7 protein-coding genes are annotated in these 15,109 nt (G+C 45.4%); 6 read left to right on the top strand and 1 reads right to left on the bottom strand.

Annotated features, from left to right (window positions below):
- Positions 1-63 precede the first annotated feature (63 nt).
- Both LYNGBM3L_RS06050 and LYNGBM3L_RS06045 read left to right on the top strand, forming a co-directional pair.
- Positions 64-1,032, top strand: a complete 969-nt coding sequence (locus tag LYNGBM3L_RS06050; RefSeq protein ID WP_044492359.1) for a J domain-containing protein — start codon at positions 64-66, stop codon at positions 1,030-1,032.
- Entirely contained in the window at positions 1,032-2,276 is a 1,245-nt protein-coding gene (locus LYNGBM3L_RS06045; protein WP_008180314.1) for an ATP phosphoribosyltransferase regulatory subunit, read from the top strand. Before LYNGBM3L_RS06050 ends, LYNGBM3L_RS06045 begins: the two co-directional genes overlap by 1 nt.
- 35 nt (positions 2,277-2,311) lie before the next feature.
- Here LYNGBM3L_RS06045 and pdhA read toward each other — a convergent pair whose 3' ends face one another.
- The gene (gene pdhA / locus LYNGBM3L_RS06040) at positions 2,312-3,340 is read right to left on the bottom strand and encodes a pyruvate dehydrogenase (acetyl-transferring) E1 component subunit alpha (RefSeq protein WP_008180311.1); all 1,029 of its coding nucleotides are present in this window, start codon (positions 3,338-3,340) and stop codon (positions 2,312-2,314) included.
- A gap of 942 nt (positions 3,341-4,282) precedes the next feature.
- Between pdhA and LYNGBM3L_RS06035 the strand changes: the two genes are divergently transcribed.
- From LYNGBM3L_RS06035 to LYNGBM3L_RS06020, 4 genes are all read left to right on the top strand, one after another.
- Complete coding sequence (locus LYNGBM3L_RS06035; protein ID WP_044492352.1) at positions 4,283-6,670, top strand: IMS domain-containing protein; 2,388 nt, start codon at positions 4,283-4,285, stop codon at positions 6,668-6,670.
- A 756-nt stretch (positions 6,671-7,426) separates the two neighbouring features.
- Positions 7,427-8,608, top strand: a complete 1,182-nt coding sequence (locus LYNGBM3L_RS06030; RefSeq protein WP_008180305.1) for a DUF4912 domain-containing protein — start codon at positions 7,427-7,429, stop codon at positions 8,606-8,608.
- Positions 8,609-9,481: 873 nt separating this feature from the next.
- Entirely contained in the window at positions 9,482-11,254 is a 1,773-nt protein-coding gene (locus tag LYNGBM3L_RS06025; protein WP_008180301.1) for a ShlB/FhaC/HecB family hemolysin secretion/activation protein, read from the top strand.
- A 687-nt stretch (positions 11,255-11,941) separates the two neighbouring features.
- Positions 11,942-14,860, top strand: coding sequence for a cation-translocating P-type ATPase (locus LYNGBM3L_RS06020; RefSeq protein WP_008180298.1), 2,919 nt, complete (start codon positions 11,942-11,944; stop codon positions 14,858-14,860).
- The last annotated feature ends 249 nt before the right edge of the window (positions 14,861-15,109 follow it).

Below are 15,109 nucleotides of genomic sequence, written 5' to 3'. Positions count from 1 at the left end.
GATTATCTAATCTAAGAGATACTAGAAACGAGCCTTGCAGCAGTTGAGATGGGACAGTTGCCTATGTCTTTGAAAATTGAATACGGACTCTTCAAGCTTGATTTCACTGACTACCACGCAGTTTTAGGAATTCCAGTTGATGCGGATGTTAAGGCAGTCCGTCAACGGTACCTTCAAATTGCTAGACGTTTGCATCCCGACAGTTGCAAAGCCAGTACCGAAGTGGAAAAAAATCAAGCAAATCTGCTGTTAACACGGCTGGTTAATCCTGCTTATGAACAGCTCTCTAGAGGTCATCGTGACTATGCTGCTAGTCTAAGTCACTTGAGTAAGCGGTTAGGGGCTCAAGGAGATAAAATTTCCCTGGCTAGCGCAACGGCTAAGCAATTATTACAAGCAGGGGCAAATTTAGATAATCTTTACAAAACCTCAGTTGACCACCTAGCATCAGAGCAATACCAAGCCCTTGACCAAGCCTTGGCAAAAATTGCCGAAATCAGTGAACTTAACCTAGTTTATTTGATGTGTAAAAGTGGTAAGGGCGAAACGGTAAAAACTTCTGTCTCAACCCCTGTGAAAACTCAAGCAACTGGTGTGACCCAGCCAAATAGTCAGACTACTACCGGTGCCACATCACAGGGAGGGTCGGTTGGGACTAAGGGAGTATCACGAGTGGATAGCTATATCCGCCGTGCTGAAGGATATTTGGTGAAAAACAATTTTGCTGCGGCAGTTTTGGAGTTGCGAGAAGCTCTGAAGTTGGACCAAAACAATAGCGACTGCCATAGTTTATTGGGAATTGCTTATTTGAAGCAAAATAAGGGGACAATGGCTAAAGTACACATTAATAAGGCGTTGCAATTGAACCCTCAGAACGAAAAAGCATTGAAGGCGAAACAGATTCTAAATGAATTAACCCCGAAAAGTGCCGGTAGCCAGCCAAAGGTTTCGCCTGAAGCAGCTAAAGGGAAACCGTCCAATAAATCTGGTGGTGGCTTATTTGGTGGTTTATTTGGTGGAAAGAAAAAGTAATGATTCATCAACCACCCCCAGGGGCAAGGGATTTACTCCCCCTAGAAGTTACCCAAAAACGCTGGATTGCTAACCACTTACAGCAAGTATTTCACCGCTGGAGTTATCACCGGATTATCACATCAACTCTAGAATGGTTGGATACCTTGATGGCAGGAGGAGCTGTCGAACGTTCCACGGTCATCCAGTTGCACGATGCTGAGGAAGGAACGCTGGGGCTACGTCCAGAATTAACGGCATCCATAGCCAGAGCAATGGTCACTCGTATTGCTGGCAGTAATAGTGAAGCCTGCCTATCCTTACCCCAGCGACTCTATTACAATGCCAATGTATTTCGCAGACCAACTATAGGTAACCACGGACGTCAACTAGAGTTTTACCAGTCGGGAGTAGAATTATTGGGAGTTGGTGGGCTGTTGGCAGATGGGGAAATTCTGCTGTTGCTAGCCGATTGTCTTAATAATTTAGGGTTGCAGCAGTGGCACCTGATTTTGGGGGAAGCTCGGCTAACGCGATCGCTTTTGTCTCCCTTCCCCAAACCTATGCAAGACAAGGTTCGTCAAGCCATTGCCTATCTTGACCGTGTTAGCCTAGAAACGTTACCCCTATCCCCAGAATTACGAGAGCGGGCATTGTTTCTCTTTGACCTGAGGGGAGACCCTGCTGATGTTTTGCAAAAGGTTGCCAGCTTGGATTTAGACTCATCAGAACACGAGATTGTGAGCAATCTCAAATCCCTGGTGGAACTTTTAAATAGTAGTTCCGCTAGCCCCTTACCGATTGTTCTTGACCTGACCTTAGTACAAACCTTTGACTATTACACTGGTATTGTCTTTGAAGTAGTCAGTAGTAGCGAGGGCTCTAGCCGAGTTTTAGGCCAGGGAGGGCGGTACGATCAATTGCTGAGTCTATATCATCCTCAAGGAGAAACCTACCCTGGAATTGGTTTTTGCCTCAACCTAGAAGACCTTCATTATGTCTTACTGTCGAGTAATCAACTACCCAGTCGGACACCAGCTAGTGATTGGTTAGTGGTGCCAGAATTTCCCGAGGCTGAGGCGGTAGCTTTTACCTATGCCCAGAAACTTAGAGATTCTGAGCATTTGGTCAGGGTAGAGATGGATTTAGGGGGACGCTCACCAGCACAAATTAGAGCATACGCCTTGGGTCACGGTATCACCTACATTGCCTGGGTAGAAACCGATGGCACTCCTAGGATTGAGACCGTGACTAAGAAAGCGTGAAGTATTTCATAGTTCACACTTCCTAGTTCAGTTAACTAATCCTCAGCAAAAACATAGCGATGTAGTTCGCTAGGGTCAGGTTCAGGACTGGCTTGGGCAAACTCAACTGCATCATTAATGACTTCCTGGATTTTGCTCTCAATGGCTTTGAGTTCTTCGGGAGTAGCTAGATGATTTTCTGTCAGGTAACTTGCCATGTTTTTAATGGGATCACGAGTTAACCAGAATTCCTTCTCTTCTTTGGAGCGGAGTTCATCGGGATCAGCCAGAGAGTGACCTCGGAAGCGGTAGGTCAGGGCTTCAATAAGGGTTGGGCCTTCTCCTGCACGAGCCCGAGCGATCGCTTCTTGGGCAACAGTTCTGACAGCCATTACATCCATGCCATCGACTTCTACTCCAGCCATACCGAATACACTGGCTTTTTTGTAAATTTCTGGCTGGGATGTTGCCCGTTCATGAGCCATCCCAATTGCCCACTTGTTGTTTTCCACAACATAGATAACGGGCAATTTCCAAAGGGCTGCCATATTCAAACATTCAAAGAACTGACCATTATTGCAAGCTCCATCACCAAAAAAGCAAACGGTGACTTGATCAGAACTCTCATCACCCAAGGCTTCGCGACGGTATTTACTTTGGAAAGCACTACCCGTGGCCACGGGAATCCCCTCAGCTACAAAGGCATAACCTCCCAGGAGATTATGTTCTTGTGAGAACATATGCATTGAACCACCGCGCCCCTTGCTGCAGCCTGTGGCTTTGCCAAATAACTCTGCCATCACTTCCCGTGCTGGCACTCCTGCACTTAAGGCATGGACGTGGTCACGATAGGTGCTACTAACAAAGTCTTCACCAATACGCAACGCCTTGATGACTCCTGTTGACACTGCCTCTTGACCGTTGTAGAGGTGGACAAAACCAAACATTTTGCCCCGATAGTACATTTCAGCACATTTGTCCTCAAACAAGCGCCCGAGCATCATATCCTCGTAAAGGAGTAATCCTTCTGCGCTGGTAATGGGGCTGTAATCCTCTACTTTAGGTAAAGTTCTTTCCTGAGCCATTAATTTGTCCTATACTTGTCGCAACACTATACTGGCATTTCGCCAAACTACTTGTTTAGCCAATTTAAGCAAAGCTATCATAAAGTTTCACTCAAGCCTACAGGATTTCTCTTTTAGGATTTCTCTTTTAGGTCAAGCCTAGAGCGAATAGTTAGGTCAAGTTGAGTTGAGTGAGAATCACACTACTGCTTGACAATCAATACTGTTTAGTTTAGTAAAAGTTAATTAACAAAACTCGCGGAATTACCCACCTTCTTCCAAGGTGGGCTTGAAGTTACCGTAAGGTAGGGTCGCGGCTTGAGCGTCGGCAGGATATGCATAAAAGGTAACGGCGCTTTTGTAATAAGGCGACCCAACAATCAGGTTTCGTATCCGGGATGGATAGCGAGACGATAACTTGTGATGATTCGTGCTAAAATGAAGATGGTCGCTGAGCCGCCTGACCGACTAAAAGGCTACCTTATAAACGGTCTAATATACTATCAGTTTTTAGACCTGGAGGTATACAAAGTAAAGCGCGGAGCTCAGGAAAGAGACAAGCCCCGGCTGGTTAGCCACAGTGCTGTAATTCCAAGACTTGTCTGTCGTAAAAGTATACGTCGATAGAAGGCGGATGTCTGCCTGTGGACGCTGAGTAAGACCAAAATTAGCGCGGCTTTTTGAGGCGTCGGGGACGCGCGCGGGAAGCCCAAAAGACGAATAAGACCGTCCCTGAATTGACCTGAGAGTGGTTTGCCCCAACCGTGAGCGTTGCAGGTTGGGGTACTTCACAGGAGATGATCCAGTTGCTAAAATAAATAGTATTTAGCGACTCGACAAAACCGGTTAGCTGCGATACTGTGTCTTTTAAAGTGACAGATAAATAGCTATAGCCAGTTTAGGGAGTACGATATGGGCTATCATCAACTCATTCAGTTGCTCGAAAAGCTGGGGAAGTGAACCGTGCGCATTCCGCTCGATTACTACCGCATATTAGGATTGCCGATTCAGGCTACAGCCCAACAGCTCAGCCAAGCCTATCGTGATCGTACCTTACAACTACCGCGCCGAGAGTATTCGGAAGCAGCAATAGCCTCTCGTAAAACACTCCTTGAAAAAGCCTACGGGGTTTTGAGTGACCCTGAAACAAGAGAGGAGTACGATGCTGGCTTGATTGCCAAAGCTTATCAACTCCAAGAGCAACACCCATCAGTGGCGGGTGCTCCTGGTACTAATCAAACAGTAACAGGTGAAACCGTCGAAGCTCAAACTCCTACGATTGAGATTGATAACGACCAATTACTCGGAAGCTTACTGATTCTTCAAGAACTTGGGGAATACGAACTGGTTCTAAAACTGGCGCAACCGTTACTGGAAAAAGGTGACAGCGTTGGATTAAGTCAGGGGAAATTGGGGGATCCCCAACTTGTTCAACCCGACGTGGTTTTGACCTTAGCTATTGCCTGCTTAGAGCTAGGTCGAGAGGAATGGCAGCAAGGGGAGTATGAAAACGCAGCTATGTCCCTAGAAACTGGACAACAATTACTCCTACAAGAAGGCTTATTTCCGAGTGTTCGAGGGGAAATCCAAGCAGACCTCTATAAACTTCGCCCTTATCGGATTTTAGAATTATTAGCCCTGCCAGAAGAAAAAGCCATTGAGCGGCGCAAAGGCTTGCGGTTGCTCCAAGAAATGTTACAGGAGCGTCGAGGGATCGATGGCACTGGTAATGATCAATCTGGTTTAGGGATTGATGACTTTCTACGCTTTATCCAACAGTTGCGAGGCTATCTTACCTCCAACCAACAGCAAACCTTATTTGAAGCTGAAGCACGACGTCCTTCAGCTGTTGCTACATACCTAGCTGTTTACGCCTTACTAGCAAGGGGATTTGCCCACAGAGAACCGGCTTTGATTGCTCGTGCCAAGAAAATGCTGATGCGTTTGGGTAAGCGGCAGGATGTTCACCTAGAACAAGGGGTTTGTGCTCTGCTTCTCGGCCAAACGGAAGAAGCCAGTCGTGCCTTGGAACTGAGCCAGGAATACGAACCCCTAGCTTTCATTCGGGAACATTCTCAAAATTCCCCAGACTTATTGCCAGGATTATGCCTCTACGGAGAGCGTTGGCTACAAGAATCTGTATTTCCCCACTTCCGGGATCTGGCCAATCAGAAGGTGTCTTTGAAGGAATACTTTGCTGATCAGCAAGTACAAGCCTATCTAGAAAATTTACCAGATTCATCTGAGGAAACTAGCAATCAGTGGACGGTTGTACCTTCCCAAACAACCACCTATGCAACGGTAGGCTCTTCTAAAAGCATCCTGGGGCAAGATAGACTAAGCAATGGCCAAGGCTCACAGACAACGGCAGAACCAGTAACGGTGGGGTCAAGGTGGCCAAGTGGGGCGTTGGCAAACGGTGTTAGTCAAAGCCGAGTCAATAGCGATCGCTTCACCACTAATGGGGTATCAACTTTGCCTACAGCTCAAGGGATATCCCACTCATCAAATGGCTCAGAACCACAAACCTCTCAGGACTTAGAGTCAAAAACCACAGGCTTGCGGAGTCATGGACGGCGTCGTAGGCGTCAGTCCTTAGGTAGCTTTCTGGGTGGTGGGAAGTCAGGCAAAACCCTGGATAGTCACAATTCAACCGCCTCAGGTGGGTGGTCTAGAGGCGGTTCTTTGGTCAAAGACTCCTCAAGTCAGCGGAGCAGTCTGAATCATTCATCCCCTGATCGTATGGAACCTTCACCAGAGCGATTCCAACCAGGGGCTAAACTAAGACGTCTGATTTTCCTGAGTCTTTTAAGTTTGCTAGGACTGGGTATCCTGCTGATGTTGCTCAATAAAGCTCTCAAAAGTTTTTCAAAACCACCGTTAGAGGGAGAACAACCTTTTGTTCAGCTTGACCAACCTCCAGTCCCGATTCCTCCGACAGGCAGTGGGCTGATCGCTCCGAGTGGTCCTCTAAATCAAGAAACGGCTCAGCAACTCATCGAAACCTGGTTAAATACTAAAAAACTTGCTTTTGGACCAAAACATGAAGTAGGGCAACTTAGTAAAATCTTAGCTGAGCCAGCTCTGTCTGTCTGGCTCAAAAGTGCTAAAGCGGCTAAAACCAAGAACTATTACCGGATCTACAAGCACACGGTCAAAATTAACTCAGTTGAGACTAGCACATCGAATCCTAATCAAGCTGTGATAGATGCTGCGGTGAAAGAGCAAGCAAAGGTATATCAAGATGGTATGTTGAGTCCGGCAGCTTCGAGTAATGACAACTTAAGAGTCAAGTATGACTTAGTACGCCAAGGGGGTCAGTGGTTAATTAAGGGTTGGATGGTAAGATAACTAGAAACATATCTGACCAGTCAATTCCTGTCGAAAAGAAAATGGAAAAGTAATGATTATTCCTGTTGATTATTGATGATGCGATTAGCTTTGCCTTGCCACGCTTCGCTCACCCTTGAGGAAAGCAGCCAAATAGTCTTGCTTATCCTCATTAAGGCTAAGAGATAAATGATTAATGAAGAGTGTCAAGGATAAGTAGATCAGGGCTTCATCCTTCTTGGATACGGATCACTGATGGTGCCTAACTTGATAATATTGATGACTGAGTCCTTAGGTGCGCTTTCCGCATCTAATTATTAAATTCGCCACGGGTCGCACCTGAGGAGTGATGTGATAATTTCATGACATTTTGAGTCCCGATTTTCTGGTAAATGCGTGAATTTACCGAAAATCGGCTTATTTACCCCTTGACCTGACCCAAAAATTCCTTGTTATATATAGTTGATCAGAGGATCCCATAAAAATGCTGGTTTGTTAGTATTTCACCAAATTATAGATGGCTGACTTGAACATATTGTTGGTATAAAAAATCACTGAAATGTCGCAAGGGTAGACGGGCAATTTCCATTAAAGTCTGGGAATCAAGAAGGATAAAAACTTTAGTCAGGTCTGACCTTTAGGTAAGTTTCATAGCAACCAAAACTTTTTTTAATTAGGTGCGCTTTCCGCATTAAGAATTAAATTCGCCACGGGTCGCACCTCAAGATTGACATCAGTAATCTATCAGGCAACCTAACAACGTATAGAACAGAAATCATGGCAAAAGAAGGAACTCCCCTAGAAGAAATGACTCTACGGCAATTACGTAGAGTTGCGAGTGAATATGGTATATATCGATACAGTAGAATGCGTAAAGAACGCTTATTGGCGGAAATTCAAGCAATAGAACGTCACAAAAGGTCTACCACTCCATCGCCGATAATTGAGGCACAAGCAAAGGAGGAATCAAGCCAGTTTGAATTAGCTCAACAAGAGCCGACTAGTGATAGTCTAGTTTCTGTTGATGAGGGATTAGCAGAGCTACCAGAAGGTTATGGTGAAAGCCGGATTGTGCTAATGCCTCGTGATCCACATTGGTCTTATGCTTATTGGGATATTCCCAATGAACATAAAAAAGAACTGCGCTCTCAGGGAGGTCAACAACTCGCTCTAAGGCTCTATGATGTTACCGCAATCAAACTGGATTATCAAAGTCCCCATAGTATCCAAGAATATCCCTGTGATGAGCTAGCGCGAGAATGGTATCTACCCATGCCAGTTAGCGATCGCGATTATTTAGTTGAGATTGGTTATCGCTGTGAAGATGGTCAATGGCTAGTTCTGGCCCGTTCAGCACCTATCCATGTTCCCCCTGCCTATCCCTCTAAATGGATGGAAGACCAATTCGTCACGGTCAACTGGGATGATAATCTACAGGGTAAGACTGTCCTAAAACTTGTGCCGCCTAGCCAGACAGCTAATGGGAGTAGCTCGGAAATTCCTGATCGACCTATCTATGGGGAAATCTTTGGCATAACTCAATCTGGGGAAGCTCAGGCAGTAGCTGATTCTGTTTATAGTTCTATGGAGCAAGCACCAAGGTCAGCAATAAGTTCCAATCCTTTCCCTTCGGGTATTGGTAAGTGGCTTTCTCCAAACATGTCGGGAGCTGGTTTCAATGCTTCTGCTCCCCCCGCTCGTTCTCCCGAATTGTCCTTAGTGGCAAATGAAGAGCTAATTATTCACGGAAGCATCGATCCTGATGCTTCCGTTACTATTGATGGACGTCCAGTCAAGATTAACCCAGACGGGACCTTCCGCTTGCAGATGTCTTTCCAGGATGTCCTAATTGACTACCCAATCATGGTAGTGTCAGCGCATGGCAAGGAAACTCGCTCAATCCATATGAAGTTCATCTGCAAGACGCAATCATGCCATACTGATCTCGTGTGCAATTGAACACAATTGTTGAGTATACTCCCCACCCATCATTATTCACCCATACTTTAGAAGTTGGGTGGGGTAAGCCAAACCAGCTTTTACATGGTGAAGGGAACAGTAAACAGGGAATAGGTAATAAGGAAAAAAATATCTGTACCTCATAGCTGTGATAAACGCTATATAGCGACCTTAAATCAGTTGTGGCAAGTCAAGGGCTTGAAACCCAGGTATAGCAAGAATCACGTTTGGATAAAATTAGCACAACCTATTTAGGATTGCTATAGTTCAAGAAGCAGCATTGGCCTATAATAACCTCAGAATTCACACTTCATACTTCTAAGGAGTTCCCCCGACACTAGCCGGGGGATTTTTTTGCCAAAAGTCAATAGGTGCGCTCTTACCATTAAGAATTAAATTCGCCACGGGTCGCACCTCAAGTGTGCTTAATTGGTTATGATCGCAAGTGGTTTGAAGAGAATAACAACTCATCTCAAGTCCGTTAGGTGCGCTTTCCGCATCTAATTATTAAATTCGCCACGGGTCGGACCTGTTGAATACCCACAGGTTAGACTGACACCGGAAAAACCACCACACGGTCAGACAGGGTAGAGATTTTGATTATGGGTAATTAAACGAATTTGATATAAGCTATAACTGCGATAGACGATGGTGATAGTTTTTTGGAATTTTTGAACTAATCAGGGTTAGGCTTTTTAGTGGCGTTTACGTTTGGACCATTCGTTGTCACCCAAAATCCCTAGATATCCCCACCCAAGGAGAATAAAAAACCCGATGCGCTCGAAGATCGGATTGCTTTGGCATCAGATGTTAATTCAAATTGTGCTTATAAAGTATTTCTTAAATAAATTCATATCAAATAAATTTACACCGTTGTATTTAATAATTGCCTGTACCAGTTGTAATGATGCCCTAGCAGTAACCCTAACTTCTTTGCCAAGCAATCATAGATCTCTAAGAGCAAGTAAACTTCTGCTTAAGCAGCAGGAGCATAAAACCGCTCAGGAGTCAGTAAAATTGGTTGATGGAAATTATCAAAATCAGATAGCTGAACTATTAGCGCCCATACTATCAGATTCAGTTGGACCAGTTATACTAGAAACTCAAGCCACTACACCTGCTAGACTAACTGCTTTGGACTCTAAAACCATTCAAGTTGATAAAATTGAAGTCATTGGTAGCACCATCTTTTCACCAGAGCAGTTTAAGCTGATTATACAACCCTATCAAGGACGCTCCCTGACTATTGAGCAACTAAGAGAAGTCGCGGATGCTATTACTACCCTTTACCTCAAGCAGGGCTATATTAACACTAGAGCAATTCTTCTTGCTGAGCAAACGATTGACATTACCAAGGGCATTGTTACAATCCGTGTTATAGAAGGGGGTATAGAAAAGATCGAAGTTGAAGGAACACGCCGCCTCAATCCCAACTATATCCGCAGCCGTGTCCAGTTGGGTACCGGAACACCATTCAATACTACTGATTTGGAAAAACAATTACGATTGTTACGGCTTGACCCAAAGTTGGAAAGTATAGAAGCGAGCCTCCGCAAAGGAACAAAAGTAGGACAGAGCATTCTGATTGTTCGTGTTGTGGAAGCTAATCCGTTCAAAGGAAGTGTAGGGGTTGATAATTACTCACCTCCTAGTATTGGTTCTGAACGAATCAGCTTTAATCTTCGCCATCTCAACCTAACTGGCAATGGGGATGAAATTTCCTTCACTTATCGCCGTTCGACCACTGGCGGGTCTAATATTTTTGATTTTGGCTATCGCTTTCCCCTCAATCCCCGAAATGGTACCTTAGAACTGCGAACAGTGATCGACCGTAATCGGGTGACTCAAGCACCATTCAATGTTTTTGATATTGAGGGAGAATCTGAGCTATATGAAATTCGATTTCGTCAACCGTTGTACCGCACACCTCGGGAAGAATTTGCTCTGTCTCTAGGATTCAGCTACAGAGATGGTCAGACTTTTTTGGGTGATGAGCCTCTTGGGTTTGGCTTTGGTCCAGATCAAGATGGCTCGACTACCCTGAGCGTGATTAAGTTTGAACAAGAGTATCTACGTCGGGATTTGGAGGGAACTTGGTTTTTGCGATCGCTTTTGAGTCTCGGAACTGGGTGGTTTGATGCCACTATCAACCCCGATCCTATACCTGATGGACGCTTTTTTCGCTGGGTAGGTCAAGTACAGCGGTTACAGATTCTCTCAGAGGATAATTTCTTAATTATGGGAACCGAGGTTCAGCTTACCCCCAATAGCCTATTGCCTCCCCAACAATTTTTACTTGGCGGTGGTCAATCGGTGAGGGGCTACCGTCAAAATATCAGAGCAGGGGACAATGGAGTACGGTTTTCTATAGAAGACCGTATAACTTTACATCGAGACGTAGACGATGACCCCGCATTACAACTAATTCCGTTTTTCGACATGGGTTATGTATGGAATAACCCTGATAATCCTAATACGTTACCGTCACAGCGGTTTTTAGCGGGTATTGGCTTAGGGCTAATTGTGCAACCAGTGACAGGGCTTAATCTGCGACTTGACTATGGCATTCCTCTGCTTGAATTGGATGATCGCAGTAACAATGCCCAGGATGAGGGCTTCTACTTCAATGTTCGCTATCAATATTAAACTATTTAAACTCTGACGATTAAGGTTAATGGGCAACCGTTGAGCGTTAACAGTGAATAATATCAAATCCAGTTGAATACCCATACTTCCTGGTGAAAAGAGCAGGGGGCGCAGGGGCGCAGGGGTACAGGGAGAAAAAGATTTTCTCTAGATATCGTAACTGTGGGCAATTATCCGGATTTGATATAAAACCTGATCAAATACGGACTAAATTACTATAATTAGCGGCAACTCGCTATCTTAACAATACAGACTTTGAACAACAGATCTTCAATTGCTGCATCGGGTGCTATTTTGTTCCGCTAGATTCGATTATAGTCTTGGTTTCCAAACTCCCGTAAGCTATCAGCTAATGCGCTACGCGCACGGTTCGTGAACAGCTAATGCGCTACAGATGGTGCTACTTGAGGTGCTATCAGCTAATGCGTTACGCGCACGCTACTTGAGGTGCTTTTGAATGAAAGAGGTAAGCATTCGTTTAATTTCAGTTCCCTGGCCTTTCGGCCAGGAATTGATAGTCTTTGGCAGTCCGTTGAACTCGTCAGCCGGATAGCTTGTTTTAAGCTCACCGCTGACGGCTGACAGCACCTCAAGTAGCGTGAGCTAAAAGCTCACGGCTGAATGCTTACAAACTTCCTAGGAAATTTTTATGATCGAATGAATATCATCTAAAAGCAAACATTCCCGGTGAATCCATTGACCCATTCTAATTTATTGCCTGACCCGTTAAAAGCGTGGTACAACCAATCTGTCGAAAATTCTCTAGCAGAATCCGGCTGTGACCCTCAAGTCGGTTTGACCTCTCAACAGGTATCACAGCGGTTGGAATACTATGGCTTAAATCAGTTAGAGGAAAAAGCAAAGCGCAGTTCCTGGGCAATGTTCCTTGATCAATTCAAGGACATCATGCTGCTGATGCTGATTGCAGTAGCGATAGTTTCCGGGATTTTAGATCTGATCAATCTGCAACAAGCCTCAGAAAAGGCGAGTGAATTCCCCTTCAAAGATACGATTGCTATCCTCTCAATCGTGATTCTCAATGGCATCCTCGGGTATCTCCAGGAAAGCCGTGCTGAAAAAGCCCTAGCAGCCCTGAAAAGTATGGCATCTCCTAAGGTACGAGTGTTGCGGGATGGTCGTACCTTAGAGATAGACAGTCCACAGCTTGTTCCAGGGGACATCATGTTGCTGGAAGCTGGGGTACAAGTTGGAGCAGATGGTAGGCTAATCGAGGCATCGAATTTGCAGGTCAGAGAATCCGCACTGACTGGGGAAGCTAATGCTGTCAATAAAACCGTAGAGGTGGAGCTATCAGAAGATACTCCCATAGGCGATCGCATTAATTTAGTTTTTCAGGGAACTGAAGTTGTCCAAGGCAGAGGTAAAGTCCTAGTTACTGGTACTGGGATGAATACGGAACTGGGGAAAATTGCCCAGATGCTACAAGGGGTGGAAAGTGAACCGACACCTCTGCAACAGCGCATGTCTCAGCTGGGAAAAGTCTTGGTAACCGGTTCGCTGTTGCTAGTAGCACTAGTAATTATCATTGGCTTGGGCGTAAGCGGTTGGGACTTGAGTGTGTTCCAACAACTGGTAGAAGTTTCTTTAAGTATGGCAGTGGCTGTAGTTCCAGAAGGCTTGCCAGCTGTGGTGACTGTTACCTTAGCCCTAGGAACCCAGAGAATGGTACGCCGTCATGCTCTAATTCGCAAACTACCAGCTGTGGAAACCTTAGGAAGTGTGACTACCATTTGTTCTGATAAAACTGGTACCCTGACCCAAAACAAAATGGTTGTGCAACGGGTGGATACCCTCAACTATAGTATTCAGGTGACTGGGGATGGTTATGAACCTGTAGGGGAATTTCTCCTAGACAATCAGCCCATTGCTACAGAACAGTATCCCGAACTCGAACCCCTACTTCTAGCTTGTGCTCTGTGTAATGATGCGATCTTGCAGTATGAACAGGGGGAGTGGAAGATTTTAGGAGACCCCACAGAAGGAGCATTAATTGCTCTGGCTGGTAAAGGGGGTGTGGATAAGGAACCCCTGAGTCAAAGGTATTCCCGTGTGGATGAAATTCCCTTTTCCTCTGAGCGCAAGCGTATGAGTGTGATTTGTCAGTGGGATAGTTCTCCAGATCGCTTTCAACCTGCTAACCTGCCCTACTCGAACACCAAAGGCGAACAACCTTGGCCTTTCGGCCAGGCTACGCGAACAACCGAGAACCCACAACTGACCCGTTACATGATGTTGACCAAAGGGTCTCCAGAATTGGTGTTAGAGCATTGTACTTCATCAGTACATCATGATGACAGAGCAGCAGGAACTCTAGGGTGTCAACCCTTGACAGAAGAGCAGCGGCAACAGATTTTGGAACAGAATAACCAAATGGCAGGGGCTGGTTTGCGAGTGCTAGGTTTTGCCTATAAGTCCCTAGATCGCTTATCAGCTCCAGAAGCAGACCATGAAATCTTAGAGCAAGGGTTGGTGTGGTTGGGGTTAGTGGGAATGTTGGATGCTCCACGCCCAGAGGTACTAGAAGCAGTTCAGCGGTGCCGGAATGCTGGAATTCGTCCGATTATGATTACTGGAGACCACAAACTTACCGCTAAAGCGATTGCCCAGGATTTGGGAATTGCTAATCATGGTGATCAGGTACTGACTGGTCAGGAGTTACAAAAGCTCTCCCAGGTTGATCTAGAGGAACAGGTAGACCAAGTCAGCATTTATGCTCGTGTTGCTCCTGAACACAAACTCAGAATAGTTCAGGCACTCCAGGGTAGGGGTAAATTTGTTGCCATGACCGGAGATGGGGTGAATGATGCACCCGCTCTCAAGCAAGCTGACATTGGTATCGCTATGGGAATTACGGGAACCGATGTCAGTAAAGAAGCCAGCGATATGGTGCTCTTAGATGACAACTTTGCCACCATTATTGCTGCCACAGAAGAAGGTCGGACAGTATATGACAATATTCGTCGCTTTATTAGATACATCCTGGGCAGTAACATCGGTGAGGTATTAACTATTGCCGCAGCCCCGATCATGGGATTACCAGATGTTCCCCTCACACCGTTACAAATTCTCTGGATGAACCTAGTCACTGATGGTTTACCCGCTCTTGCCCTAGCTGTGGAACCAGCAGAACCCGATGTGATGAAGCGATCGCCCTTTAGTCCTCAGGAAAGTATTTTTGCCAGAGGATTGGGCTCTTATATGGTGCGCATTGGTATTGTTTTTGCCATTTTCAACATTACCTTAATGGCAATCGCCTATGGATACTTCCCTCACTGGAAGACAATGGTATTTACTACCCTATGTATTGCTCAAATGGGTCACGCCCTGGCAGTGCGCTCCAACAAACGCATTACTCTGGAATTAAACCCATTCTCTAACCCTTATTTGCTGTTGGCAGTTACTGTAACTACTCTCTTACAGCTGTTGCTGGTCTATGTACCCTTTTTGCAAGACTTCTTTGGCACTGAGCCTCTGACTATGATGGAATTTGCTGTCTGTATTGGCTTTAGTACGTCACTATTTGTTTGGGTTGAGCTGGAGAAATTATTTATTCGTTGGTATAGCAAGGGAAAAGTTCAAGGTTAGTAGGTTAGCTGGTTGAAGGTTGAAGGTTAGCTGGTTGAAGGTTGAAGGTTAGCTGGTTGAAGGTTGAAGGTTAGCTGGTTGAAGGTTAGCTGGTTGAAGGTTGAAGGTTGAAGGTTAGCTGGTTGAAGGTTAGCTGGTTGAAGGTTGAAGGTTGAAGGTTAGCTGGTTGAAGGTTAGCTGGTTGAAGGTTGAAGGTTAGCTGGTTGAAGGTTGAAGGTTGAAGGTTAGCTGGTTGAAGGTTGAAGGTTA

This window comes from Moorena producens 3L, from assembly GCF_000211815.1.
Taxonomy (GTDB): Bacteria; Cyanobacteriota; Cyanobacteriia; order Cyanobacteriales; family Coleofasciculaceae; genus Moorena; species Moorena producens.
Note: the sequence above shows the minus strand (reverse complement) of the source record. Positions and strands in the feature narration are given on the sequence as shown.